Here is a 25,856-nt window from a genome sequence, read left to right on the forward strand (position 1 = left end):
GCGGCGAATGGAAGAGGACGTGGCGACGACGCGAGGCGGGATGCGGGCTGCTCCCCTGGGCAGGGCGGCGACGGCCCTCGAAAGCGGGTTCGAACTGCTGACGCGCCCTGATGCCCCGCGGGATCGCGATCTGCGGCCCGAACTGGTCGGCACCATCCTCGGCACCATCGGCATGATGACGTTCGGTGCGGTCTGCATCGTGCTGACGATCCTGCTCTATGCCTGGCTGGCCGATCCGATGGCTGGCATGGCGCTCCTGCTGGTCGCCGGGCTTGGCCTGGCATCGCGGCTGTCGGTGCTGTCGCAGGCGGGCCGCGCCCGAAGTGCGGGCGACCGGTTCCAGGCAGAGCGCGGGGTGATCGCGACCGGCCTGCTCTGGGCCCTGATCGTCGGCGTGGTCGGATCGGCCTGCGCGCTGACGGGCGACCCCATCCTGCTTACGCTTTCGGCGCTCGTGGTGACCGGACTCACCTTCGGCATGGCCTTCGCCAATGCTGGCGCGCCGATGTTCGCCCGGGTGCAGGTGTCGCTCATCCTGGTGCCCTTCATGATCGCGGTCGCCTGCTCTGGCGTGCCCGGCATCAGCCTGGTTGCGTTGCAGGCGCCGCTCTGGCTGATCGGCATTCTCGGCATCATCGGACGCAGCCATCGCCTGCTCGCTGAACTGGCCCGGTCGCACCAGACCAACCGGGAACTCGCGTTCAGCGACTCCCTGACCGGCCTCGCCAACCGTGCCCGGATCATGGAGACCCTTGCCGCGCGGTGCGCCATGCCTGCCCCGCGGGATATCCGGTCGAGCTATCTGCTTTATCTCGACCTGGACGGGTTCAAGGCGGTCAATGACAATTACGGGCATGGCGTCGGCGACGACCTGCTGCGGGAGATGGCGATGAGGTTCCGCGGCGTGGTGCGGTCGGGCGACGTCATCGGCCGGATCGGCGGGGACGAATTCATCGTCATCCTGATCGAGGTGACGGCGGTGCAGATCAGGTCGGTGGCTGAACGGCTTGTCATTGCCGCGGGCTTGCCCGTCGAGGTGCTGGGTACGTCGGCCAGGATCCAGATCGGTGCCAGTGTCGGCGGGGCCCCCATTGTCCCGCACGATCCGCAACGATCGATCCAGGCGGCCGACGCGATGCTCTATCGCGCGAAGCAGGCGGGCAAGGGCAGGCCGTGCCTTGCCGACCTGGGGTAACGGCACTCTCTCGCGATCTTTTTTCTTCCCCTGTTATGTTGGATTTTCGAGCTGAAAATCATGCGTTTTTTCAATAGTTTGAACAGCGTTTTCGCTGTTATTGAATAACAGCGGAAAAAAGGCGCGAAACAGCGGGCGCGCGGCTGTTTTTTCCGCTGCACCACGCAGAAGTCGCCCATGGCGGATCGCCGTTCGAACCGGCCCGCCGGCGGTATAAAGCGATGATAGTTCGCGCGGAGGACGCTGAGAAGGTCCGGCCAGCGGCACTGGCGGTCTGCGATGACAACATGTCCGCAAAGAGGCTGTTTGCCAGCGCGTGATGATGGGGGCCGGAATGACCTCCGCGTTCGCTGCGCTCTCCGCGCGAACCTGGCTCCTTGCTGCCCGCGCCGATGATCTGAATGCCGATCCGCCCAATATTCATGCGACGATGAGAAACAGCAGGCGGGAAACGGATGACCGCCCCAAGATTTAACGCTGCAACCAAAACGGTCTGGGTTGAATCGAGGGTCAGCGATCTGGTGCGGCCATCGTCACAGCATTATCGAGTCTCCGCGCATCACGATCTCGCAGTTCATTCGCGCGCTCATCTCAGCGACGTGCCGGCAGATAGACCGGCCATCGTCCCCCCGCGCGATCGCCGGCATGCCCTTTGTATATTCCGCCCCGGGCGTCGCGCGGGATTCGTCGAGCAGCACCGGGGTGATCTGCGCACCGACGAAGGCCCGGTTGCGGAAACGCGCGTCGACGATCAGCGACTGCCAGTTGGCCGGGCCATAGGCATCGCCGGTCTTGCGCGTCTGGAAGATCAGGCTGCCCAGCCCGTGCAACAAGGGCGCCCCCTTGTAGCGCTCGATCCCCTGAAGCAGCGTCGGGCCGTGGGCGACGAAGATCGCCGCGCCGGCATCGATGCATTGCCGGGCATAGGCGCGTTGCCATTCTGGCGTCGCCGCCGGGTCCTTCTCCCAATAATGATTGTGGAGATAGGCGATCACGGTGTTGCCCTGGCGACGGGCAGTGCTGATCGCGTCAAGCGCGCGGGCCACGTCGGTCGGCTCCAGCGCGCCGTCGGCGGCGCGCCGCAGTTCGTTGACCCCGGCGCGGGCCGGTGTCGCCGCGGCCCCGTCGCGGATCGCGCCAGCCGCCGCCGCGACCAGCGCGACGCCGCCGTGCCGGGTCGGCTGCACCGCTGCCATGGAGGCCGAGGCGAGATCCAGCCCGCTGCCGGCGTGGAATATGTGCCGCGCGTCAAGCTCGGCGAGGGTCGCGCCGATCCCTGCCGTGCCGAGATCCCAGGCATGGTTGTTGGAGGTGGCGACGATCGAGACGCCCAGGCCGCACAGGCAATCGATCACCACGGGCGGCGCGGCATGGAGCACCTCGCCCTGCCGGGTCGGCGCGCCGGCCGCGGGGCTGAGGATCGCCGTCTCCAGATCAGTGAACACCGCGTCGGCGGGCTTGAGGAGTGCCGCGATCCCGGCCCGGCCCGGCCAGGGCGCAGCGCAGACATCCTGCTGGATCAGCGACTGGCCGAGCAGCGCAATCCGTAGGTCGGGCCGCGGATCGGGCCGCAGACCAGTGCCGGCGCGCCGCGCAAGCGATGCGGCGGGGGCAAGCGCCGACAGCGCGATTCCGCCCGCCAACATCGTCCGCCGATCGATCATCCTGCTGGTCATCGCAACTCCTTCGGAGGAAGGGCATACGCCTATTGGCTGTCACGCTGAAACTTCATACCAAAACTGATATGGTCGAATGAAATACAGCCATCATGTTTCGGCAACCGGATTGCCACCCTAGGGTCCACCCGAATCGATAAAAAATGGGGGACCGGGCAATGCAGCATCATAACATGCGGGCCAGAACATCAGCACTTCGGGCGGGTTTTTGCGGCGCGAGCCTGCTTGCCCTTGCCATCGCCCTTCCGGCGCACGCGCAGCAGGCTGAGCCAGTAGCGAGCCAGGTGGCCGCCGCCGACGCACAGGCAGACGAAGCCGATGTTGCCACGGCGGAAATCACGGTCACCGGGTCGCGCATCCGCCGCCGCGACGCCGACAATGTCGGCCCGCTGCTGACCATCACCAGCGAGGATCTCGCCAAGTCAGGCTCGACCTCGGTCGGCGACGTGCTGCAGAAGCTGCCATCGGCCGGCGTCAGCCTCAATTCCAACGGCACGCAGGGCACCTCCTACGGTGCCAGCTCGATCAACCTGCGCTATCTCGGCGGTGCCGAGGGCAGCGGCAACCGCGTGCTCGTGCTGGTCGATGGCCATCGCTGGGTCGATGCGGTCGGTCAGCGCGGCTTCCGCGACTTTGTCGACCTGAACACCGTGCCCGCCGGCATGATCGACGGGATCGAGATACTGAAGGACGGTGCCTCGGCGATCTACGGCGCTGACGCCATCGCCGGCGTGGTCAACATCAAGACGCTCCAGCCGTTCGACGGCATCCGCGCCAGCACGAAGGTGGGCGTGACCGACAAGGGCGACGGCGCCGAATACAGCGGCACGCTGAACGTCGGCAAGCGTATCGGCCGTGCGTCGATCATCCTGTCGGGCAGCTATTTCAAGTCGCAGCCGATCCTGACCGCCGACCGCGCTCTGACCGCGCGCACGCTGGTTCCCACCACCGCGCCGGGCACCAGCCCCAACGGCCTGTTCATCCTGCCCGGCCTGGCGAACAACGCCTATTTCGGCACCGCCGCCGGCTTCGCGAGCAGCGCCAACCCGGTCGCGTTCAATGGCGGCGCAGGCTATGGCGCGGGCGCGCTGGCCGACAACAGCTATCATGTCGCGACCTTGCCGGGCGACGACTACAACACCCAGGCGCAGGGCATCTACAGCGCCGGCCCGTCAGAGCGCTACGGCTTCTACGGCCGTTTCGGCTATGAGCTGACCGACAGCATCAACCTGCATGTCGAGGGCATGTACAACCGCCGCAAGTCGGACCAGCTCTTCTCGCCGGTCCTGCTCGATATCGGCGGCACCGCCGGCACGGTGCGCGGCTTCTCGATCCCGAACAACCAGGCGTTCAACCCGTTCGGCACGGCGAACGGCGTGCCCGGCGCCAATGCGCTCGCCTTCGGGGCGAACTCGGCCTTCCGTATCCGCAAGGTGCTGACCGATGTCGGCAACCGCGACAATATCCAGGATGTCGAGACGATCCGTTTCGCCGGCGGCCTGGACGGCAAGTTCAGCCTGTTCGGCAACAACTGGCACTGGGACGTCTATGGCGCCTATTCGAAGAACAAGATCGAATCGACCGCGCTGAACGGCGTCAATTACGACAATCTTTTCCTCGGCCTCGGCTCGCCCGCCACCTGCGCGGCGACCCCGGGTTGCGTGCCGATCAACCTGTTCGGCCCGATGACGGCGGCGCAGGCCAATTATATCCGCTTCACCACCCGCGAATCCAACTATACCGAATTGTACAACGCGACCGCCAACGCCACCGGCTCGCTGTTTCAGCTCCCGGCCGGCGCGGTCGACCTTGCTGTCGGGTATGAATATCGCCGCAACAAGGGCGTCGACAATCCCGATCCCATCGCCAACGCCCCGTCGCTTTATCTGAGCTCGGCCTATACCAAGACCACCGCGCAGACCCGTACCCCGACATCGGGCAGCTACGACCTGCATGAAGTCTATGGCGAACTTTCCATCCCGATCTTCAAGGACCAGTCCTTCGCGAAGAGCTTCGATGTGGATCTCGCGGCGCGCTATTCGCGCTACTCGACGGTCGGCGGCAAGCTGACCTTCAAGGCGGGCGCCGGCTATCGCCCGTTCGAGGGGCTGCTGGTTCGCGGTACCTATGCCCAAGGCTTCCGCGCGCCGTCGATCCTCGAGCTTTACCAGGGCGCGCGCCAGACCAGCTTCCAGGGCAGCGATCCCTGCAATGGCGGCGCCGCGACCAACCCGAGCCTGCCGGGCTGCGCCGGTGTGCCGACCGGCTACAACCAGGCCAATTACAATCTCAACGGCCTGATTCCCGGCGTCATCAGCGGCAATCGTGCCCTGAAGCCGGAAACGTCGGACAGCTACAGCGCGGGAATCGCGATCACGCCGGTCCAGGTGCCTGGCCTGTCGCTGACGGTCGATTATTACAAGATCATCGTGCGGAACGCGATCGCCTCGCAGTCGGCCACGCAGATCCTTCAGCTCTGCGCCGCGCGCGGCGGGGTGTTCTGCGATCTCGTGACGCGCGATGCGGGCACGGGCGCGATCACCGAATTGCTGCAGGGGTCGCAGAACCTTGCCTCGATCACCACCGACGGCGTCGACGCGACGCTGCGCTATGACTTCACCACCGGCATCGGACGGTTCAGCGCCGTGGTCGATGCGAGCTATCTGGGCAGCTTCCGCACCGTATCGCCCAACCCCGCGGGCGGCGCCGCGATCGTCGACAACCGGGCGGGCAAGGGTGACCAGCCGCGCGCGACCTATCCGCGCTGGAAGGGCCAGACCTCGCTGAGCTGGACCAACGGGGCGATCGATACCGTCCTGCGCGGCCGCTATATCGGCCCGACCACCGACATCGCCAACCCGGTCAAGGATTCGCGCACCGCGTCGATCCTCTACACCGATGCTGAGATCGGCTTCGCGGTCGACCATGATCGTGCCCGCTTCACCCTGGGCGTGAACAACCTGTTCGACCGCATGCCGCCGGCATCCTATGCCAATGCGCCGATCAACTACGATATCTACACCTACGACGCGCGGGGCCGTTACATGTACGCGCGCTTCTCGGTGAAGATGTAAGCCGGAAATACGGCACGAGGCGGACGGCACGAGGCGGGGGCGACATGGCGAAAGACGAAACCACGGCGCCACCCGCCGCCGAGCGGCGATCCCACGGCGCGCTCGATCCGGTGATGATGATGCTGGCGGCGATGCTGCTGGCGATCGCGCTGACCTGGATCATCCCCTCGGGCAAGCATGACCGTGTTTCCGACAAGGACAATGCGCCCGTCATCGCCGGCACCTACAAGCAACTGCCCAAGCCGATCGGGCTTGACGGGCTTGTCCCCAGGGCGCGCGAGCCGGGGGTGGCGCGCCCGGTCAGCCCGCTCGCCATGGCCACCGCCATCCCGGAAGGACTGAAGCGCTCCGCACCCTTGATCTTCATGATCCTGATGCTCGGCGGGATGTTCGGCATCCTGCGGGCGAGCGGCGCGCTCGATGCCGGTATCCAGCGGCTGATCGGCGTGAGCCGGGGCGATGTGCGCATCCTGGTGCCCGTGCTGATGCTGGCCTTCTCCGCCGGCAGCACGTTTCTTGGCATGATCTCCGAATATCTGCTGCTGATTCCGGTGATGATCGCGCTGGCCGATCGCATGGGGCGCAGCCGCATGTTCGGCTTCGCGCTGCTCACGCTTGCCGCCAAGATCGGCTATCTCGCCTCCGTCACCAGCCCGGTCGCATTGCTCATCGCCCAGCCGATCGTCGGGGTGCCGGTGTTCAGCGGCCTCGGTTTCCGCCTGACGATCTGGCTCGTCTTCCTCGGCATCGCCATGCTCGTCGTGCTGCGCGCCGGCCGGGTGACCCATGCGCCGGCGCCGATCACGGTCGAGCATCTGTCGCCGCGCCATCTCGGCATCCTGCTCATCGCCGGTACGGCCATCGCCGCGCTGGTTTATGGCTCGATCGTGCTTGGATGGGACGACGGCGAATTCTCCGCCCTGTTCATCCTCGCGGCGGCCGGCATGGCGGCGATGGCCCGGATGCGCCCGGCCAGGGCAGCGCATCTCTTCGTCGACGGCATGAAGATGATGATGCTCGCCGCCTTACTCGTAGGCATGGGCCGCGCGGTCGAGGTGATCCTGCGCGAAGGCCAGATCCTCGACACGATTATCGAGGCCGTGTCGGTGTGGATCCACGGCCTGCCGCCGGTGATCGTCGCGCCGATCGTGATGGGGGTGGAAATGGTCCTCACCCTGCTGATCCCGTCGACCTCGGCCAAGGCAGCGCTCAGCATCCCGGTGCTCGGGCCGATCGCCGCCTCGGCCGGCGTTTCCGGCCAGACGACGGTGCTCGCCTTCCTGCTCGGCAACGGGCTGGTCAACATGCTCGCGCCCACCTCGGGCATGCTGCTCGCCTATCTGGCGGCGGCGGGCATCCCCTATAACCAATGGTTCCGCTTCGCGTTGCCGGTCTTCCTGCTGTTCACCGTCCTGTCGGTGGCAGCGATGATGATCGCCGTCCTGATCGGATATTGATCGTGGTGACGACGATGACGACGAACGGGACGACGAACGGGACGACGAATGGGCCGACAAAAGCGGCGACGGAATTGACTGGCCTGATGGTGGCGATGCGCGACGGTGTCCGCCTGGCGACCGACGTCTATCTGCCCGAGGGCCATGTCGCGGGCGACCGGTTGCCGGTGCTGCTCGAACGCACGCCTTACGACCGGCAGGGTACCAACCATGGCGATTTCACCGTCGCCGATCCGGAGCCACGATCGAAGCCGGAGATCGCGCGGGCCTTCGCCGCCGCGGGCTATGCCTATGTGCTGCAGGATTGCCGAGGCCGCTACGGGTCTGAAGGCACCTTCACCAAATATCTCAACGAGGCGGAGGACGGCGCGGACACGCTTGCCTGGCTGCGCGAACAGCCCTGGTGCGACGGCAGGATCGGTACGCTCGGCCTGTCCTATGGCGCGCATGTGCAGAGCGCGCTTGCCTGCCTCGACCCGCCCGGGCTTGGCGCGATGTTCCTCGATTCAGGTGGTTTCTCCAGCGCCTATCATGGCGGCGCGCGGCAGGGCGGGGCGTTCGAGCTGAAACAGCTCACCTGGGCGCGCAAGCATGCGCTGCTCGCGCCGGAGACCGAGGCCGATCCGAAGCGCAAGGCAGCGCTTGAGGCGGAGGATATCAATGACTGGATCGGCCGCCGCTGGTCGCGCGGCTATTCGCCGCTGAGCGCCGCCCCCGAATATGAGGATTATATCCTCGAACAATGGGACAATGACGCGTTCTCGCCTTTCTGGCGGCGGCTCGGCATCTATGCGCGCGGCTGGTACGATCGCTATGCCGATGTGCCGATGGTGCACATGTCGAGCTGGTATGATCCCTATTCCCAGACGGCGATCGACAATTTCACTGGCCTCGCGCCGATCAAGCGCGGCCCGGTCAAGCTGGTGCTCGGCCCATGGACTCATGGCCAGCGCTCCGCATCCTACGCCGGCGATGTCGATTTCGGGACGGCGGCGCCGCTCGACGGCAATCTCGCGCCCGATTACGTCACGCTGCGCCGCGACTGGTTCGACCGGCATTTGCGCGGGCTCGACGCGCCGGAGCATCTGGCATCCCCGGTGCGCATTTTCGTGATGGGCGGCGGCAGCGGCCGGCGCACCGCCGATGGCCGGCTCGACCATGGCGGCTGCTGGCGCGATGAAAGCGCCTGGCCGCTTGCCGACACGGTGTCGACCAGCCTGTATCTGACCGCCGACCGCCACCTCTCGGTGATGCCGCCCGAGGACAGGCGCGCGCCGCTGTCCTATGATGCCGATCCGGCGAACCCGGTGCCGACGCTGGGCGGCGCGATCACCTCGGGTGCGCCGGTGATGTTCGCCGGCGCCTATGACCAGGGCGCCAGCGCGGGGCGCGCCGATGTTTTACTGTTCGAGACCGAACCGCTGGCGGAGGATATCGAGGTCACCGGATCAGTGGTCGCGCATCTCCATGTCAGGTCGTCGGCGGTCGACACCGACTTCACCATCAAGCTGATCGACGTCTATCCGGCGAACGCCGATTATCCGGGAGGCTTTGCGATGAACCTCGCCCATGGCATCCTGCGCACGCGGTTCCGGAATTCCTTCGAGAACCCCGAGCCGATGGAGCCCGGTGCGATCCATGCCATTGCCGTGCCCACCTTTCCGACGAGCAATTTGTTCCGCCGCGGGCACCGTATCCGTATCGAGATCGCCAGCAGCAACTTCCCGCATTTCGACGTCAATCCGAATGTCGACTGGCGCGTGCCCGGCATGGCGCCGCAGGTCGCGCGCAACAGCGTGCATGTCGACCGCGACCATCCCTCGCGCATTGAGCTACCGGTCATTCCGCGGCGCGGCTGAGGTGCCGCGATGACGCCCGTCGGCCGGATCGCCAGCGACGCAATCGGCCTGCGCGCGCTGCGCAGCTTTGCCGAGATCATCCGGACCGGATCGGCCACCGCCGCCGGCCGCAACCTCGGCATGACTCAGCCGGCGGTCAGCCGGATCATCGCGCAGCTGGAAAGCACCGTCGGGTTCGAGCTGTTCTATCGCGATCGCGGGCGGCTGGTGCCGACCAAGGACGCCCTGCTGCTGGCGGAAGAGGTCGAGCTGGCGCTGGCCGGGATGGAGCGGGTCAGCAGCCTGGTCCGCGATATCGCCATTTCCGCCACCGGCGAGTTGCGCGTCGTCGCGCCGCCCAGCTTTGCCGAAGGGCTGCTGCCCGACATGGTCGCCGGGTTCATCGCGCAGAATCCGGGCGTCCGCTTCAACCTGGATTCACGGACGATCGACACGACCAAGGCGCTGATCGCCACCCGCGTGGTCGATTGCGGCTTCATGAAGCTGCCGATCGACGAGCCGGATCTCGAGGCTGAGACGATGGTGTCGAGCGGGTCGGTCTGCGTCATGGCGGAGGGGCATCCGCTGGCGGCGCATGACCTGCTCACCCCGACGGAGCTGCATGGCTATCCGCTGATCCTGCTCGGGTCGGGCCGCCAGTGGCGCGCCCAGGTCGACCATGCCTTTGCCGAATACGGCCTGCGACCGACCGTCGCGATCGAGACTCATACGCATGGTTCGGCCTGCGCACTGGCGGCGCGCGGCGTGGGCATCGCCATCGTCAACGCGCTGCTGGCGCGGCGCTATCTCCGCGCGCCATTGCTAGCGCGCCCGTTCGCGCCGCCGATCGTCCACGAATATGCCTTCGTCACCTCGGCCCTGTCGCGCCCGTCCCGCCTGACGACCGAGTTCCGTGACGAGGCGCGGCGGTATCTGGCGGCGCTTGCGTCATAGGGACGAAAGGCGTCTTTCCGTTGGTGTCGACCCATGTCGAGACAGGGCGGGACGCAGGTTTCTCGACTACGCTCGAAACGAACGGTGTTGGGGTGTTTGGCTGGCTGAAACCGCCGGAGAGCGTGGCACGGACCCGCGTTCAGAGCGCAGCCGCGTTACGCGCCTTTTACCTTCTCCAGCAAGGCTGCCGCCGCTGCGGTTTCGGCTTCCTGCTTTGAACTACCCGTGGCGCTCGCCTCGGCCAGCGCGCCGATCGAGGCCTTCACGGTGAAGCGCGGCGCGTGGTGCGGGCCGGAGCGTTCGATCACCTCATAGGCCGGCGTGCGGCGGTTGTTCGCCGCCGCCCATTCCTGCAGCGCCGATTTCGGATGCTGCGGCGCGGCCGATCCCTGGGTCTTGACCCGGTCGCCCCATGCCTTGCGGATTGCCGTGCGCGCGGGTTCGAGCCCGGCATCGAGATAAAGGGCACCGATCAGCGCCTCCATCACGTCGCCGAGCACATTGTCGCTGTCGGCCGCGCCATCGTCGCGCGCCTGCTTGCCGAGCTTGAGCTGGTTGCTCACGCCGATATCACGCGCGACGTCGGCGCAGACGGCGCCCGTCACCAGCGCGTTCAGCCGCTTTGACAGGGCACCCTCGGGTTCAGCCGGGAAGGTCTCGAACAGCCATTCGGCCATGGCGAGGCCGAGCACGCGGTCACCGAGGAATTCAAGCCGCTCGTAATTCGCCGCCGCCTGGCTGCCGTGAGTCAGCGCGCGTTCGTATCCGGCCAGGTCGCGGGGTTGGTGACCGAAACTTTCCCTGATCCAGTCCGAGAGATCATTCCTGGCTTTCTGCCCGCTCAAAAGCCTTCCCCGATCCTCGACCAGCGCGCGGCGGAGAACCAGGTCCAGGGCAGGAACCAGTTGGCTGTGCCGTCGGTCGAGAAGAAGGTGACGACGGCCTTGCCCTCGATCCGGTCCATCGGGACATAGCCCATGCCCGCCGGCGGATCGAACCGGCTGTCGCCGCTGTCGTCGCGATTGTCGCCCATGACGAAGACGGTGCCTGTCGGTACCGAATAGACCTGGGTTTCGTCAGCGGCGACATTCTCGCCCCGGTCGAGCACCATGTAGGACTTGCCGTTGGGCAGCGTCTCGCGGAACTGCTGGTAGCGGCAGATCTGCTTGCCGTCGGCGCCATTGTCGAGGAAGTCGGAAGGACACTCAGTGCCAGCCGGGTAATTGGGCGTGATCGGCAGGGTGAAGTCGGCCACGCGCTCCTTGGGAATCGCGGCGCCGTTCAGGATAAGCTGGCCGTGGCGCATCTGGACGGTGTCGCCGGGCAGGCCGATCACCCGCTTGATCACGTCATGGTCGCCTTGCGGCGCGCGGAATACCACCACGTCGCCCCGCGCCGGATCGCGCCCGAAGATCCGCCCCGGGATCAGCGGCAGGCTGAGCGGCAAGGAATGGCGCGAATAGCCGTAATTCCATTTCGACACGAACAGATAGTCGCCGATGTACAGCCTGGGCAGCATCGATTGCGACGGGATGTTGAACGGGGAGAAGAGGAAGCTGCGGAAGATCAGCACCGCGAGGATCAGCTTCACCAGGAAGATGATCGTGTCGCGCGTCTCCGACCGTGGTTTGGGCGGCTTGACGGTCGCGCCGGGAGCGGGCTCGGATGCGGGCATGTCTTGGGTATCGGCCATGCGCGGCGGTTTGCGGTGGCGCGGGCGGGGCGTCAAGCCGTCGCGCGCCATGGTGTGCAGCGGGACAAGCGGGCGCCGGGAAAATGGGGGCTGGTCGCGCCTGGCCGACCATGGCCCGACAAGTCCGCGGTGCCGGATGATTGCAGGTTCGAGGTGGCATATTGGCCAACGCGCGCCTACCTGTCGCCCACGACTAGCGGAGATTTTCCATGCCTGCCGACTGGACCTCGATAGAAGCCCTGCCCTCGCCCCAACTCGAGGCGCTGTTCGCCGACGAGCCGGACCGGCTGAAGAAGCTCAGTCTCGATGTCGCCGGCCTGCATTTCGACTGGTCCAAGACTCATCTGACCGCGGGCGCGATCGCCGCGTTCGAGGCGCTGGCCAGGGCGCAGGACCTTGCCGGCAAGCGCGAGGCGCTGTTCGCGGGCGAGATCGTCAACGTTACCGAAGGGCGCGCGGCGACCCACACCGCCGAGCGGGGTGAGGGCAAGCCGGAGGATGTCAGCCTCGCGAAGACCTTCCATGCCCGCATGCGCGCGCTGATCGACGCGATCGAGGCCGAGGCGCTCGGGCCGATCCGCCATGTCCTGCATGTCGGCATCGGCGGATCGGCGCTTGGCCCCCACCTGCTGGTCGATGCGCTTGGCCGCGAATCCGGCCGGTACGACACGGCGATCGTCTCCAATGTCGACGGCGTCGCGCTGGAGGAGGCGTTTGCCCGGTTCGATCCCGCCGCGACCCTGCTCGTTATTGCTTCCAAGACCTTCACCACCACCGAGACAATGCTCAACGCGGAAAGCGTGCTGGAATGGATGGAGGAAGGCGGTGTCGAGGACCCCTATGGCCGGGTCGTCGCGCTGACCGCCTCGCCCGACAAGGCTGTCGAATGGGGTGTCGACGAAACGCGCGTGCTGCCGTTCATGGAAAGCGTCGGCGGGCGCTATTCGCTCTGGTCGTCGATCGGCTTTCCCGCGGCGCTCGCGCTTGGCTGGGATTGTTTCGAGCAACTGCTCGACGGCGCGGCCGAGATGGACCGGCATTTCCGCCTCGCCTCGCTGAGCGAGAATGCCCCGGCGCTCGCTGCCTTCGCCGATCTCTATTACACGCAGGTCCGCCATGCCGAGACGCGCGCGACCTTCGCCTATGACGAAAGACTGCGGCTGCTGCCCTCCTATCTCCAGCAGCTCGAGATGGAATCGAACGGCAAGGGCGTGACGGTCGACGGCAAGCCGCTTGGCCGGCCGAGCGCGGCGATCACCTGGGGCGGGGTGGGTACCGACGCGCAGCATGCGGTGTTCCAGCTTCTTCACCAGGGCACGCATCTCGTGCCGGTCGAGTTCGTCGCGGTGATCGAGCCGGGCGACAGCCTGGCCGAGGACCATCACCGCCAGCTGCTGCTCAACGCCTTCGCGCAAGGGGCGGCACTGATGAAGGGCCGCGCCAACGACAAGGATCCGGCGCGCGGCTATTCGGGCGACCGGCCCAGCTCGACCATCCTGCTCGACGTGCTCGACGCCCGCACGCTCGGCGCCCTGATCGCCTTTTACGAGCACCGCGTGTTCGTGAACGCCACGCTGCTTGGCATCAACCCGTTCGACCAGTTCGGGGTTGAGCTCGGCAAGGAAATGGCGAAGGCCGCCGGGGAAGGCGGGCAGACATTCGATGTCTCGACCGAGGATCTGATCAGGCGCGCCTTCGGCGAATGATGTCGTCATGCCGGTTTCGCTCCGGCATCCACCGTGCCGCAACCTGCGGCGATGATTGTTGAACCGTGGACCCCGGCAAATCCGGGGTGACGAAGGAATGAAGATGGCAAGCTACGACTACGACCTTTTCGTCATCGGCGCTGGTTCCGGCGGGGTGCGCGCGTCGCGCGTGGCGGCGGCGCATGGCGCGAAGGTCGCGGTGGCCGAGGAATATCGCGTCGGCGGCACCTGCGTGATTCGCGGCTGCGTGCCCAAGAAGCTGCTCATCTACGGCGCGCATTTCGCCGAGGACCTGGCTGATGCGCGCCGCTTCGGCTGGAACGTCCCCGATTGCGACTTCGACTGGAAGGTGCTGATCAAGAACGTGCTCGACGAGGTCGACCGGATCAACGGCGCCTATACCGACACGCTGAACAACAATGGCGTCGAGATCATCCAGGAGCGCGCGACGATCACCGGGCCGCACGGTATCCGGCTGGCGAGCGGGCGCGAGGTGACCGCGAAGACGATCCTGGTCGCGGTAGGCGCAACGCCCTCGGTGCCGAAATGTCCGGGCCACGAACATGGCATCACCTCGAACGAGGCGTTCCATCTCGAGAGCATCCCGAAGCGAATCCTGATCGCGGGCGCCGGCTATATCGCCAACGAGTTTGCCGGCATCTTCCACCAGTTCGGCGCGCATGTGACGCTGATCAATCGCACCGACGTGATCCTACGCGGCTATGACGAGCAGATTCGCGACCGGCTGCTCCAGATCTCGATGATGAAGGGGATCGAGTTCCGTTTCCATGCCGATTTCCAGGGGATCGAGAAGCTGAAGGACGGTAGCCTGAAGGTCAGCATGTCGGGCCATGAGCCGATCGTGGTCGATTGCGTGATGTTCGCCACCGGGCGCGACCCCAACACGGCCGATCTCGGGCTCGAGACGGCCGGCGTCGAGCTCGATGCGAAGGGCGCGATCGTGGTCGATGACGATAACCGCTCGACCTGCGCCAGCATCTATGCGGTCGGCGATGTCACCAACCGGATTCAGCTCACCCCGATCGCCATCCGCGAGGGCCAGGCTTTTGCCGACACGATGTTCGGCAACAAGCCGACCCGGGTCGATTACGAGAATGTCCCCTCGGCCGTGTTCAGCCACCCGCCGATTGCCGGCGTCGGCCTGACCGAGGGGCAGGCGAAGGCGAAGTTCGGCTCAGCCAAGGTCTATACCTCGGACTTCCGGCCGATGAAGAACGTGCTGGCCGGGCGCAACGAGCGCTCCCTCTACAAGATGGTCTGCGACAGCGAGACCGACAAGATCCTCGGCCTGCACATGATCGGTCCCGACGTGCCGGAGATCCTGCAGGCGGCGGCGATCGCGGTGAAGGCCGGGCTGACCAAGGCGGCGTTCGACCAGACGGTGGCACTGCATCCGACCATGGCCGAGGAACTGGTGCTGCTGCGGTAGTTGTCCGCCGCCTGTCCGAATGATAGGATTTGGCGATGGCGCAGATGAAGATCGATCTGACCGACGAGGAACTCGCTGCGGCGACGGCGCGGGTCGCAACAGGCGATTTCGCGAGCGTCGAGGATTATATCCAGGAGTTGATCCAGCGGGATCAGAACCGCGCGGAGAAGCTGGCCAGGTTGCAGGCCGCGATCGAGATAGGCCGCGCCTCCGGCATGGGGACGAGGTCGTTACAGGAAATCTACGACGACAACCGGAGACGGCGTGACGCGGCTTGAGGTCAGCACCGCTGGCGAGAACGACCTCGATGAGATCCTGACCTACAGCACGATCCGCTTCGGCGATCCTGTGGCGAGCGACTATTTTTTCGGTTTCCAAGACAGCTTCGACAGGCTCCTGCAGAATCCGCGTCTGGGTCGGCTGGTGGAGGAGGCAGGCAAGGATGTCAGATGCCTCTCCTATCGCCGGCATCGCATCTTCTACGAGATCGATCGCGATATCGTGCGGGTCTTGCGCATCCTGCATCACTCCATGGATGTGGATCGCGACCTGTTCGGTTGAGTCTCAACCGGCGGCGACGCCTTGTCGCCGCACCGCGAATGTCGCCAGTGCCGGCCCCAATATCACGCAGGCGAAGAAGCGCAGCGCCTGCAGCGCCATGACATAGGGCACGTCGACTTTGGTCGAGGCGGCGATGATCGCGACTGAATCCATGCCGCCCGGGCTAGTGGCGAGATAGGCGGTGATCGGGTCGACCCCGCCGAAATGCGACAGCAGCGCGCCGATTCCGGCCGAGATCGCGATCAGCAGCAGGATCGACGCCAGGATGCGGGGCAGGGCGCGGGCGGCCGCGTTCACGATATCGCGTGTGAAATGCAGCCCGATCCGCCAGCCGACGATTGCGTAGCTCGCCGCGAGCAGCCAGCCCGGCAGGTCGAACCGCATCAGCCCGGCGACGTTGAGCGCCGAGCCGAGCAGCAGCGCGCCGATCATCGGCCCGGCCGGCAGCTTCAGCCTGACGCCCAGCCAGGCGCCCGCCGCCGCGACCGCCAGCGTTTCGGCAAAGGCGACCGGGTCGATCGGCGGAAACCAGTCGGCCGTCGGGCTTTCCATTCCGCCATGCGCGCCGACCAGCGCGGCGACGACCGACGCAGCCCCGGCGACGCACGCCACGCGGCTATAGGTCATCACCGCGACCAGTCGCCATTCGGCGCCATAGGATTGCGCCATCAGCACCATCGCCGCCGCTCCACCGGGCATGCAGCCCCACACGGCGACACTGCCCGGCAGCCAGCCGAGCCGTCCGATCAGCAGGCCGATGCCGACGCCGGCGGAAAGCGTCGCGGCGGTGACCGCGAGGAAGACCGGCCAATGCTCGATCACCGTGCCGATGGTGCCGGCGTTGAACGATCCTGCGATCAGCAGGCCGACAAACGCCTGCGCCGCCTGGAAGGACAGGGGCGGGACCGTGACGCCCTGGCCCCGGATCGCGAGCAGGATCGCCGCGATCATCGGGCCGAGCAGCAGACCGGCTGGCAGCCTGAACGCCTCGAACACCCCCGCGAACGCCGCAGACAGGCCAAGCAGCAACGCCCAGCGAACCAGCGGCGGACGCGCCCCGGCCTCAGCCATGCCGGCTGATCGGCACGCGGGTGGATTGGAGCGAAGGCATGCGGGCCTCATGCGGTACGGGAGTGACGCGGTCCTCTCGCGCCGGCGGGAGCGTTTGTCCAGCCGGGTCGCGCCTAGTCCGAAGGAGCCTTGCTCGACTTCATATGCCTCCTTTAGATTGGGCATATGGCATCGACAAAGACATTGACGGCGAAGAATCTCGAAGCGCTTGGCGCCCCACGCCTGGCTGAATTGCTGATCGACCTCAGCATGGGCGACGCGACCGCGAAGCGGCGCCTCAGGCTGGAACTGGCTGGGCAATCGGGCAGCGCCGAGGTCGCGCATCAGGTGCGCAAGCGCCTTGCCACGATTGCCAAGTCGCGTTCCTATGTCGATTGGGACAAGGTCAAGCCGATCGCCGCCGATCTTGAAGGCCAGTATCGCGCGATCATCGACCATGTCGCCAAGGCTGACCCGCGCGAGGCGCTCGATCTGCTCTGGCGCCTGACAGCTCTTGCCGAGTCAGTTCTCGCGCGATGCGATGACAGCAACGGCCGGTTGATGGCGGTGTTCGAAACCGCGCTGCCTGATCTCGGCCGGTTGGCCGGGATGGCGGGTGGCGACGCGAAAACGCTCGCCGACCGCGTGTTCGATGCGCTGTGTGACAATGGCTATGGCCAATATGACGCGCTGATCAAAGTTCTCGCCGAGCCCCTTGGCCGTGACGGCCTTGGCCATTTGAAGGAACGTCTCACCGCGCTTGGCAAGGAGCCACCGACACGGCCGCCCGACGAAGAGCGCGAGGTGATCGGATGGAGTTCGCGCGGGCCGATCTATGCCGATCTGCTCGCCGAGCGCCGGCACGCGCGCGTCGTGACCACCGCCCTGCGGGACATCGCTGTCCTGCAGGAGGACGTCGATGGCTTCATCGCGCAATATGGTGAGGACGAGCGCCGGAGGCCGGGCATCGCGGCGGATATTGCTGATCATCTGCTGGCTGCCGGACGAACCGAGGAAGCCTGGCAGGCGATCGAGGCGGCGGATCGGCAGCGTGCCGGCTGGGTCCCGTTCGAATGGGAACAGACCCGCGCAGTGATCCTCGATGCGCTTGGGCGCGGGGACGAGGCTCAGGAGTTCCGCTGGTCCTGCTTCGCCCGCTCGCTCAACGCGGCGCATCTGCGCGCCTATCTCAAGCGACTGCCTGATTTCGACGATATCGACGCCGAGAACCGCGCGATGGCGCATGTGTCTTCCGCCCCCGACGTCCATCAGGCGCTTGGCTTCCTAGTCGACTGGTCGGCGATCGAGCGCGCCAACCGCCTCGTGCTCGATCGCTTCGCCGAACTGAACGGCGATCATTATCACGCACTGGGCGTTGCCGCGGATGCGCTGGAGCAGCGCTATCCGCTTGCCGCCACGCTGCTCTACCGGGCGATGATCGATTTCGCGCTGATCAAGGCGCGCTACAAACGCTATCCGCATGCTGCCCGCTATCTTGAGCAATGCGAAAGCCTGGCGAGGCGCATCGAGAATTATGGGTCTCACGCATCGCATGAGGAATATCATGCAAGCCTGAGAGTGGCGCACGGCCGCAAGACGGGCTTCTGGCAAGCGTGATCCGTCGTAGTGGTGTCCTCTCCCGGGAGGTCGAATCAGCGGTACCCGTGGGGCGTGCCGCATCTGAGGTCTGTATCTGGTCCGCGAATGACGCCGCGCGCGCCGTGCCTATCGCTCGTCGCGCCGATTTGCGCTATCCTCACTGCCCATGGATCAAGCCGCATCGGGAATTGTGTCCGACTTGCGTGCAGACGCGCTGCGTCACGAGGCCACGGGCGATGTGGAACTGGCGATCGAAGCGGCCCTCGCTTCGCTTGCCGCTGCGCCCGGGGATGTTCATGCCAAGCAGCTTGTGGCCGGCCTGCTTGCCCTTCCGCACGAGCCGCTGGCGTCGAAGCATCAATCGGTTCTGCTGGCGCTCCTCACTGACCCTGATGTGAATCCGCGCGAGATCGAACGCGCAGGCTGGAAAATGCTGGCCGCCTCGGACCGGATACCGCGCGCTGAGTCCGATAGGGAAGTCGCCGCCGGGGCACTTGAGCGGGACGTCTTCGTTTGTGCCTTGTTGTCGGAAACTGAGGTCACTCTTGCCGAGATAGAGCGCCCGCTGCGATCGGTTCGCCGATGGATGTTGTTGTCCGGCCGATCGTGCAAATTCCCCCGCCTCGCCGCGGCGCTGGTCGACCAGGCGCGCCACAATGGGGGGGCGTGGTCGTTCGACGCTGAAGAACGCGTGCGCCTGGGCCAGGCCGATGCAGCGTCGTTTGCAGCCGCCTATCTCCCGCCGCTCCCGGTATTGTCAGGAAGCCCGGCGCCCTGTGAATCGCCCGTCACCGCTGAGGTTGCGGCGCAATATGACCGGTGGCCCTATCCCGTCTGGCAACGCGCTGCGGCCGGGACCGGTCAATCCTTCCGGAAGGTCGTCAGCGCGCTCGGCCCCGATGCACCACAGGATATGCCGGAAGATGCGGAAGTCCTGGTGGCGGGATGTGCCACGGGCAAGGATCCGATCAGTCTGGCGCGCCGCTTTCCTGGTCTCAGGATAACCGCCATCGATATTAGCGCGGGTGCGATCGCCTTTGCAACCGTTCGAAGGGCGGAAAGCGGCGTCCGTAACGTCGATTTCCGGCAGCTCGACATCTACAATGTGACGTCACTGAACAAGCAGTTCGATTTCATTGTCTCATCCGGTGTCCTGCACCATCTTCCCGACCCGGAGCTCGGCTGGGCGAGGCTGGCTGACGTGCTGCGTCCCGGCGGTGTGATGCGGCTCATGCTCTACAGTAAATTCGCGCGGCTTCCGGTGCAGGCGGCTCGACGCAATATCGAGCCCCTGCTTTCGGACGCGACCATCGACGACGATCTGCTGCGTGCGGTGCGCGCCTATTTTCTGGAGCGGCCGCCCTGCCCGATAACGCATTCTCCCGATTTCTATCATCTGGCCGGGGTGCGCGACATGTTGCTGCACAGGCATGAAGATTTATTCGACATACCGCGCGTTCGCGACGCGATCGAAAGACTGAAGCTTCACTTGCTTGGGTTCGTTCTACCGACCGCGGCCAGAAGGGCGCGCTATCGTGTCGACAATCCCGACGACCCGTGGTTCCGCGACTATGACAAGTGGTTTCAGCTGGAAATACGCGAGCCGTATCTGTTCAGCCAGATGTACGACTTCTGGTGTCTCAAGCCTGGCTGAGAGGCATTCGTTTCCCCCCTTTCCGCAAGGAAAGGGGGGAAACGGAAGGGAGACCGTTTACCAGATATGTACGCGCTGCTCGGGCGGCAGGTACAGCTTGTCGCCCGGCTTCACGTCGAATGCCGTGTACCAGGCGTCGACGTTGCGAACGATGCCGTTGACTCGGTAATAAGGCGGGCTGTGCGGATCGGTCAGCAGCCGCTGCAGTGCGGCGCCCTCGCGCACCTTTGTCTGCCACGCCTGGGCAAAAGCGAGGAAGAAGCGCTGATCGCCCGTCAGGCCGCCGATCACCGGCGCCGGACCATGGACCGCGAGATATTTGTGATAGGCGGCATAGGCGGTCTCAAGCCCGCCGAGATCGCCGATATTCTCGCCCATCGTCAGCGCGCCCTTGATGTGCGTGCCCTTTACCGGCTCATAGGCGTCATATTGCTTGCCGAGCGCGGCGGTGCGCTTTTCGAACGCGGTTTTCGATGCGGGCGTCCACCAATTGGCAAATTTGCCGGTGCCGTCGAACTGGCTGCCCTGGTCGTCGAAGCCGTGGCCGATCTCATGGCCGATGACCGCGCCGATCGCGCCATAGTTCACCGCCGGATCCGCCTTGGGATCGAAGAAGGGCGGCTGGAGGATCGCCGCCGGGAAGGTGATCTGGTTCAGCAGCGGGTTGTAATAGGCATTCACCGTCTGCGGCGTCATTTCCCACAACGACCGGTCGACCGGCTTGCCGAGGCGCGAGAGCTGCAGATTCCAGTCGAACTGGTTCGACCGGATCACATTACCGAGCAGGTCGCCCCGATCGACCTTGAGCGATGTATAGTCGATATAATGTACCGGATGCCCGATCCGTGGCTCGAACGCGGTGAGCTTCGCGACCGCGGCTTTCTTGGTCGCATCGTCCATCCAGGCACTGCCCTTCAGCCGCTCCTCAAGCGCGGCGCGCAGATTGACGATCAGCTCGGCCATCTTGGCCTCGCTCTCCGGCGGGAAGTGCCGTGCGACATAGATCTGCCCGACCGCTTCGCCGAGCGCGCCATTGACGAGTTGAACCCCGCGCTTCCACCGCGCGCGCTGCTGCTCCACGTCGTTCAGCGTCTTGGAATAGAAGCCGAAGCGGGCGTCGTCGAAGGCCTTTGGCAGGTAGGTCGCGTGGTCGCTGATGAAGCGGAACGCCATCCAGTCCTTCCACGTTTCGAGCGGAACGGTATCGAGCAGCTTGCCCGCGCCGGTGATCGCGGTGGTCTGAGTCATGATCACGGTGGGGAAACCCTTAAGCCCCGCCGTCGCGAGCATCGCATCCCAGTTGAACTGGGGGGCGAGCGCCTTCATCTGCGCCCGGTCCATCGGGTTGTAGATCGCCTTCATGTCGCGCGAGCGCTCGGGCGTCCACTGCTCGGTCGCCAGCGCGGTTTCGAGCGCGATGATCCGATCGGCCTTGGCAGCGGCATCCGGGATGCCGGCCATTTCCTGCATATGGATCACATAGTCGCGATAGGCCTTGCGGAAAGCGACATATTTCGCGTCCGGCAGCAGGTAGTAATCGCGGCCGCCCATGCCGAGACCGCTCTGTCCGGCGGCGAGGGTATAGCGCGTCGGATCGGCGAAATCGGGCAGCGGCTCGATATCGACCGGGGTAGCGTAGCCGACCGTCGCGAACAGCGTCTCCAGTCCGGCGCGGTCCTTCACCCCGGCGATCGTCGCGAGATAGGGCTTGAGCGGCGCGGTGCCGCGTGCCTCGATCCCGGCCTCGTCCATCCAGCTCGCGTAGAAATCGCCGATCTGTTTGCCCTTCACGCCATATTCGGCGGGGTTCTTCGCCAGATCGCTGACGATATCGCGCACCTGCGCCTCAGCCTCGTCGACCAGCAATACGGACGGGCCGGCAGAGGTCCGATCGGCTGCGATCTCGGTGCGCTTGTCCCAGGCGCCGTTCGCATGAGTCCAGAAATCGTCGCCCGGCTTCACCGTCTTGTCGGCAGCGGTCAGGTCGACCCCGAACGTGCCGAAGCGCGGACCGGCGGGGGCCTGCTGCGAAAAAGCAGGAAGGGCAATGGCGAGGGCGGCGGCAGCCGCTGACAGACGAACGAGGACAGAGACGCGCACGGGCAACCCCTAAATATGAGTGTATTGCCGCTGGATAGCAGTGCGCCTGAGGGGTCGCAATCTCGATGTAATATTATTTCACACGGTTCGCGACCAGATCGTCGACCACCGCGGGATCAGCCAGCGTGCTGGTATCGCCGAGGCTGGATACGTCACCCTCGGCGATCTTGCGAAGGATGCGGCGCATGATCTTGCCGCTGCGTGTCTTCGGTAGGCCGGGCGCGAATTGCAGCGCGTCGGGCGCGGCGATCGGGCCGATCTCGGTGCGGACCCATTTGACGAGGTCCTTGCGCAGCTCGTCCGACGCCGTCTCGCCGGAGTTGAGCGTGACATAGGCGTAGATGCCCTGGCCCTTGATGTCGTGCGGCATGCCGACCACCGCTGCCTCGGCGACCTTGGGGTGGAGCACCAGCGCCGATTCCACCTCGGCGGTGCCCATGCGGTGGCCCGACACGTTGATCACGTCGTCCACCCGGCCGGTGATCCACCAGTAACCTTCCTCGTCGCGGCGTGCACCGTCGCCGGTGAAATACTTGCCCGGATAGGTGGTGAAATAGGTTTGGAAGAAGCGGTGATGATCGCCCCACACCGTGCGCATCTGCCCTGGCCAGCTCTTCGCGATGACGAGGTTGCCCTCGGTCGCGCCGTTCAGCACCGTGCCTTCGGTATCGACAAGCTGCGGGTCGACGCCCGGCATCGGCCTGGTCGCGCTGCCCGGCTTCAGGTCGGTCGCGCCCGGCATCGGGGCGATCATCGCGCCGCCCGTCTCGGTCTGCCACCAGGTGTCGATGATCGGGCAGCGACCCTCTCCGACCACCTCGTGATACCAGCGCCAGGCCTCGGGATTGATCGGCTCGCCGACCGTGCCGAGCAGCTTCAGCGACGCGCGGCTGGTCTTCGTCACATAATCGTCGCCCTCCTTCATCAGCGCGCGCAGCGCCGTTGGGGCCGTAAAGATGGTGTGGACCTTGTGCCGGTCGACCACCTGCCAGATCCGGCTTGCGTCGGGCCAGGTCGGCAGGCCTTCGAACATCAGGGTCGTCGCGCCGTTGGCGAGCGGGCCGTAAAGGATATAGCTGTGGCCGGTGACCCACCCAATATCGGCGGCGCACCACCACACGTCGCCCGGCCGGTAATCGAAGGCGAGCTCGTGCGTCAGACTCGCCCAGAGCAGATAGCCGCCGCTGGTGTGGAGCACGCCCTTGGGCTGGCCGGTCGAGCCGGAGGTATAGAGGATGAACAGCGGGTCCTCAGCGCCCATCACTTCGGGCGGGCAGGTGTCGCCCACGTCGCGCGCCGCGTGGTGATACCAGATGTCGCGGCCCTCGCGCATCGTCACGTCGCCGCCGGTCGCCCGCACGACGATCACGGTCTTCAGCGCCGCCGCGCGTTCGGCGGCGGCATCGACATTGGCCTTGAGCGGGATTCGCTTGCCGCCACGACGGCCTTCGTCGGCGGTGACGACAAAGGCGCTGTCACAATCGGTGATGCGCCCGGCCAGCGCCTCGGGCGAGAAGCCGCCGAACACCACCGAATGGATCGCGCCGATCCGCGCGCAGGCGAGGATCGCGAACGCCGCCTCGGGGATCATCGGCATGTAGATGGTGACGCGGTCGCCCTTCTTCGCGCCCTGCGCCTTCAGCACGTTGGCGAAGCGGCAGACCTCGGCGTGGAGCTCGCGATAGGTAAAGCGACGCGGTTCTTCCTTGGGCTCGTCGGGCTCCCAGATCAGCGCGGTCTGGTCACCACGCTTCGCCAGATGACGGTCGAGGCAATTGGCCGCGACGTTCAGCTTGCCGTCGGCAAACCACTGGATGTGGAAATCCTTCTCCCCGAACGACCAGTCGCCCGCGATCTCGGGCCGCTTGATCCAGTCGAGCCGCCGTGCCTGCTCAAGCCAGAAGCTGCCGGGATCGGCCAGCGAGCGGCCATAGAGCGTCTCATATCCGTCCGCGTCGAAGCGCGCGCGCTTCGCCCATTCGGGTGGTACGGGATAGAGCGTCTGATCGGACATGGCGTTCTCCTGCGCGCTCTCTTTGCCGGGGGGCGAAGCGATTGCAAGCCCGGCTTGGCGCGACTTCCGTTTCAATGTAAAACCCGTTCGAACGACGGTGGAGCGCGGCGATGACGGGCACGATCCTGGTGACGGGCGGCAGCGGCTATATTGCCGGATATCTGATCCGCGACCTGGCGAGCAAGGGGTGGACGATCAACGCCACCGTTCGCTCGCTGAAGCGGGAGGCGGAAGTGCGCGCCGCGCTCGGCGTGCCGGAAGCGTCGATCCGTTTCTTCGCCGCCGACCTGATGGACGATGCCGGCTGGGCCGAGGCAGTCGCCGGGTGCAGCCATGTCGCGCACGTTGCCTCGCCCTTTCCCCCGAATGCGGTGGGCCATGAGGACGAACTGATCGTACCGGCGCGTGAAGGCGCGCTGCGGGCGCTGCGCTTCGCGTCGGCGGCGGGGGTGAAGCGTTTCGTGATGACCTCTTCCGTGGCGGCCATTGCCTATGGCCGTCAGGGAATCGACCGGCCCTATACCGAGGCCGACTGGACAGATGTGACAGCGCCAGGCCTGGGCGCCTATGTCAAATCCAAGACGATCGCCGAGCGCGCCGCGCGGGATTGGCTAGCGATGAATGGCGGCGCGATGGAGTTCTGCACGGTCAACCCGTCCGCTGTGCTCGGCCCGTTGATGAGCGACGATTTCTCCGCCTCGATCGAATTCGTGAAGCGCCTGATCGACGGATCGATGCCTGGCTTCCCGCGCCTTGGCTTCGCGGTGGTCGATGTGCGCGATCTCGCCGACCTGCATGTTCGTGCGCTGACCGCGCCGGGCATGGCGAACGAGCGCCTCATTGGCGCCGGGCCATTCATGATGATGCGGGAGGTCGGGGAGATATTGCGCGAGCGGCTCGGCCCCGAAGCGCGCAAGGTGCCCAAGCGGGGGATTCCAGATTTCGTCATCAGGCTGATGGCCCTGTTCGACTCGAGCATCCGGCAGGTCACCGGGGAACTGGGCAGGAGCCGGGCGGTGGATTCGGGCCATGCGCTTGCGACACTTGGCTGGAAAACCCGCCCGGCGGCGGACTCGATCGCCGACACCGCGCGCAGCCTGATCGACCGCGGCATCGTCAGGGTCTGATCAGGCCGTATTGTCGATGGCGAAGCGATCGCGCCAGGCGCGCGACTGGTCGTCGGCCTGCCGCTTGAGCTGGGTGGCATTGGCTGGCCGATCCGGCGCCTCCACTCCCAGAAACGGGAACAACGCCGCGAGGTCGCCCTGCGCCACATCCTCGTAGGACAGGCGCAGCGGATCGATCGCGTGGCGGGCGAAGAAGCTTTCCCATTGCCGGCGATTTTCCCCGATCAGCTCGATGGCGTCGGCAATCGCGGTACCGCTATAGGCCAGTGGCGGCGGCGGGAGGGTCCGATGGGACGACCAGATGTTGGTCTTCATCGCCCGTACCAGCGATATCGCCTGCATGACGGTATCGCGTCGGTCGAGGAAGACGAGTCTGATCGGTCCGGTCATCGCCTCGATCGGCTCAAGGCCCTGTCCGTCGATGCGGGTATAGCGCCTGATGTCATGGCGGAGGCCAGCGAACTGCGACCACATCAGCTTGCAGCCGAACACCCCGTTGGGCGTCGAGCAGAAACGGAAGAAATCGTAGAAATAGGAAAGATGGCTGGCATGCCCGTGATGGCCGGACCATGTCGCCTCGTCTTCCGGCAGGCCATATTCCTGCGGATAGCCGACCGATCCCAGCCTCGCCAGCATGTCGCATAGCAGGAAGCTGCCCGTGCGGGGCAATGCCGCGATGATGTAGCCCCGGCTGATGCCGTACATCCT

Annotated in this window: 20 protein-coding genes; 12 read left to right on the forward strand and 8 right to left on the reverse strand. The window is 65.8% G+C overall.

Annotated elements, in window-relative coordinates; genetic code table 11:
- Nucleotides 1-19 precede the first annotated feature (19 nt).
- Nucleotides 20-1,195 (forward strand): GGDEF domain-containing protein, encoded by a 1,176-nt coding sequence (locus tag NDN01_RS00365; protein ID WP_272625162.1) that lies wholly within the window; start codon nt 20-22, stop codon nt 1,193-1,195.
- A gap of 33 nt (nt 1,196-1,228) precedes the next feature.
- Here NDN01_RS00365 and NDN01_RS00370 read toward each other — a convergent pair whose 3' ends face one another.
- Nucleotides 1,229-1,462 (reverse strand): hypothetical protein, encoded by a 234-nt coding sequence (locus NDN01_RS00370; RefSeq protein ID WP_272625163.1) that lies wholly within the window; start codon nt 1,460-1,462, stop codon nt 1,229-1,231.
- Between the two features lie 266 nt (nt 1,463-1,728).
- The gene (locus NDN01_RS00375) at nt 1,729-2,871 is read right to left on the reverse strand and encodes a CapA family protein (RefSeq protein ID WP_272625164.1); all 1,143 of its coding nucleotides are present in this window, start codon (nt 2,869-2,871) and stop codon (nt 1,729-1,731) included.
- Between the two features lie 158 nt (nt 2,872-3,029).
- Here NDN01_RS00375 and NDN01_RS00380 point away from each other — a divergent pair, with 158 nt between their 5' ends.
- Genes NDN01_RS00380 through NDN01_RS00395 form a run of 4 tightly spaced genes read left to right on the forward strand, consistent with a single transcriptional unit; the run spans nt 3,030 to nt 10,194 of the window.
- On the forward strand, nt 3,030-5,945 hold the full coding sequence (locus NDN01_RS00380; RefSeq protein WP_272625165.1) for a TonB-dependent receptor: 2,916 nt from the start codon (nt 3,030-3,032) through the stop codon (nt 5,943-5,945).
- Between the two features lie 44 nt (nt 5,946-5,989).
- Complete coding sequence (locus NDN01_RS00385; protein WP_272625166.1) at nt 5,990-7,402, forward strand: YfcC family protein; 1,413 nt, start codon at nt 5,990-5,992, stop codon at nt 7,400-7,402.
- Nucleotides 7,403-7,404: 2 nt separating this feature from the next.
- A complete protein-coding gene (locus NDN01_RS00390; protein WP_272625167.1) occupies nt 7,405-9,261 on the forward strand; it encodes a CocE/NonD family hydrolase in 1,857 nt (618 codons plus the stop codon).
- 9 nt (nt 9,262-9,270) lie between these two features.
- Nucleotides 9,271-10,194 (forward strand): LysR family transcriptional regulator, encoded by a 924-nt coding sequence (locus NDN01_RS00395; protein WP_272625168.1) that lies wholly within the window; start codon nt 9,271-9,273, stop codon nt 10,192-10,194.
- Nucleotides 10,195-10,349: 155 nt separating this feature from the next.
- Here NDN01_RS00395 and rnc read toward each other — a convergent pair whose 3' ends face one another.
- Together rnc and lepB are read right to left on the reverse strand one after the other, a co-directional pair.
- Nucleotides 10,350-11,039, reverse strand: a complete 690-nt coding sequence (rnc, locus tag NDN01_RS00400; RefSeq protein WP_272625169.1) for a ribonuclease III — start codon at nt 11,037-11,039, stop codon at nt 10,350-10,352.
- Complete coding sequence (lepB, locus tag NDN01_RS00405; protein ID WP_443025181.1) at nt 11,036-11,887, reverse strand: signal peptidase I; 852 nt, start codon at nt 11,885-11,887, stop codon at nt 11,036-11,038. The genes rnc and lepB overlap by 4 nt, the downstream gene beginning before the upstream one ends.
- Nucleotides 11,888-12,096: 209 nt before the next feature.
- Between lepB and pgi the strand changes: the two genes are divergently transcribed.
- From pgi to NDN01_RS00425, 4 genes are all read left to right on the forward strand, one after another.
- Nucleotides 12,097-13,593 carry a glucose-6-phosphate isomerase gene (gene pgi / locus NDN01_RS00410; RefSeq protein WP_272625170.1) on the forward strand — a complete coding sequence of 499 codons (1,497 nt, stop codon included), beginning with the start codon at nt 12,097-12,099 and terminating at the stop codon, nt 13,591-13,593.
- 103 nt (nt 13,594-13,696) lie between these two features.
- Nucleotides 13,697-15,043, forward strand: coding sequence for a glutathione-disulfide reductase (gor, locus tag NDN01_RS00415; RefSeq protein ID WP_272625171.1), 1,347 nt, complete (start codon nt 13,697-13,699; stop codon nt 15,041-15,043).
- Nucleotides 15,044-15,078: 35 nt separating this feature from the next.
- The gene (locus NDN01_RS00420; protein WP_272625172.1) at nt 15,079-15,321 is read left to right on the forward strand and encodes a ribbon-helix-helix domain-containing protein; all 243 of its coding nucleotides are present in this window, start codon (nt 15,079-15,081) and stop codon (nt 15,319-15,321) included.
- The gene (locus NDN01_RS00425; protein WP_272625173.1) at nt 15,308-15,604 is read left to right on the forward strand and encodes a type II toxin-antitoxin system RelE/ParE family toxin; all 297 of its coding nucleotides are present in this window, start codon (nt 15,308-15,310) and stop codon (nt 15,602-15,604) included. Before NDN01_RS00420 ends, NDN01_RS00425 begins: the two co-directional genes overlap by 14 nt.
- Before the next feature lie 3 nt (nt 15,605-15,607).
- Here NDN01_RS00425 and NDN01_RS00430 read toward each other — a convergent pair whose 3' ends face one another.
- Nucleotides 15,608-16,675 (reverse strand): AbrB family transcriptional regulator, encoded by a 1,068-nt coding sequence (locus tag NDN01_RS00430; protein ID WP_272625174.1) that lies wholly within the window; start codon nt 16,673-16,675, stop codon nt 15,608-15,610.
- A 165-nt stretch (nt 16,676-16,840) separates the two neighbouring features.
- On the opposite strand from NDN01_RS00430, the gene NDN01_RS00435 reads away from it, so the two are divergent.
- Together NDN01_RS00435 and NDN01_RS00440 are read left to right on the forward strand one after the other, a co-directional pair.
- Nucleotides 16,841-18,271 (forward strand): DUF6880 family protein, encoded by a 1,431-nt coding sequence (locus NDN01_RS00435; protein WP_272625175.1) that lies wholly within the window; start codon nt 16,841-16,843, stop codon nt 18,269-18,271.
- Nucleotides 18,272-18,419: 148 nt separating this feature from the next.
- Nucleotides 18,420-19,907: a class I SAM-dependent methyltransferase gene (locus NDN01_RS00440; RefSeq protein ID WP_272625176.1), complete on the forward strand. Its 1,488-nt coding sequence runs from the start codon at nt 18,420-18,422 to the stop codon at nt 19,905-19,907.
- A 57-nt stretch (nt 19,908-19,964) separates the two neighbouring features.
- On the opposite strand, the gene NDN01_RS00445 is transcribed toward NDN01_RS00440, so the two are convergent.
- A complete protein-coding gene (locus NDN01_RS00445) occupies nt 19,965-22,007 on the reverse strand; it encodes a M13 family metallopeptidase (protein ID WP_443025182.1) in 2,043 nt (680 codons plus the stop codon).
- A 73-nt stretch (nt 22,008-22,080) separates the two neighbouring features.
- On the reverse strand, nt 22,081-24,021 hold the full coding sequence (gene acs / locus NDN01_RS00450; RefSeq protein WP_272625178.1) for an acetate--CoA ligase: 1,941 nt from the start codon (nt 24,019-24,021) through the stop codon (nt 22,081-22,083).
- 110 nt (nt 24,022-24,131) lie between these two features.
- Between acs and NDN01_RS00455 the strand changes: the two genes are divergently transcribed.
- Nucleotides 24,132-25,148 (forward strand): SDR family oxidoreductase, encoded by a 1,017-nt coding sequence (locus NDN01_RS00455; RefSeq protein WP_272625179.1) that lies wholly within the window; start codon nt 24,132-24,134, stop codon nt 25,146-25,148.
- On the opposite strand, the gene NDN01_RS00460 is transcribed toward NDN01_RS00455, so the two are convergent.
- The gene (locus tag NDN01_RS00460; protein ID WP_272625180.1) at nt 25,149-25,853 is read right to left on the reverse strand and encodes a Stf0 family sulfotransferase; all 705 of its coding nucleotides are present in this window, start codon (nt 25,851-25,853) and stop codon (nt 25,149-25,151) included. It lies immediately after the preceding gene.
- Nucleotides 25,854-25,856: the final 3 nt, after the last annotated feature.

Origin of the sequence: Sphingomonas sp. QA11, assembly GCF_028473665.1 — a bacterium.
Classification (GTDB): domain Bacteria; phylum Pseudomonadota; class Alphaproteobacteria; order Sphingomonadales; family Sphingomonadaceae; genus Sphingomonas; species Sphingomonas phytovorans.

Coding starts and splice junctions, on each gene's coding strand:
- NDN01_RS00375 (WP_272625164.1), bottom strand. CDS start 2,871: ATGACCAGCAGGATGATCGATCGGCGGACGATGTTGGCGGGCGGAATC.
- NDN01_RS00380 (WP_272625165.1), top strand. CDS start 3,030: ATGCAGCATCATAACATGCGGGCCAGAACATCAGCACTTCGGGCGGGT.
- NDN01_RS00385 (WP_272625166.1), top strand. CDS start 5,990: ATGGCGAAAGACGAAACCACGGCGCCACCCGCCGCCGAGCGGCGATCC.
- NDN01_RS00395 (WP_272625168.1), top strand. CDS start 9,271: ATGACGCCCGTCGGCCGGATCGCCAGCGACGCAATCGGCCTGCGCGCG.
- lepB (WP_443025181.1), bottom strand. CDS start 11,887: ATGGCCGATACCCAAGACATGCCCGCATCCGAGCCCGCTCCCGGCGCG.
- pgi (WP_272625170.1), top strand. CDS start 12,097: ATGCCTGCCGACTGGACCTCGATAGAAGCCCTGCCCTCGCCCCAACTC.
- gor (WP_272625171.1), top strand. CDS start 13,697: ATGGCAAGCTACGACTACGACCTTTTCGTCATCGGCGCTGGTTCCGGC.
- NDN01_RS00420 (WP_272625172.1), top strand. CDS start 15,079: ATGGCGCAGATGAAGATCGATCTGACCGACGAGGAACTCGCTGCGGCG.
- NDN01_RS00430 (WP_272625174.1), bottom strand. CDS start 16,675: ATGGCTGAGGCCGGGGCGCGTCCGCCGCTGGTTCGCTGGGCGTTGCTG.
- NDN01_RS00435 (WP_272625175.1), top strand. CDS start 16,841: ATGGCATCGACAAAGACATTGACGGCGAAGAATCTCGAAGCGCTTGGC.
- NDN01_RS00440 (WP_272625176.1), top strand. CDS start 18,420: ATGGATCAAGCCGCATCGGGAATTGTGTCCGACTTGCGTGCAGACGCG.
- acs (WP_272625178.1), bottom strand. CDS start 24,021: ATGTCCGATCAGACGCTCTATCCCGTACCACCCGAATGGGCGAAGCGC.
- NDN01_RS00455 (WP_272625179.1), top strand. CDS start 24,132: ATGACGGGCACGATCCTGGTGACGGGCGGCAGCGGCTATATTGCCGGA.
- NDN01_RS00460 (WP_272625180.1), bottom strand. CDS start 25,853: ATGTACGGCATCAGCCGGGGCTACATCATCGCGGCATTGCCCCGCACG.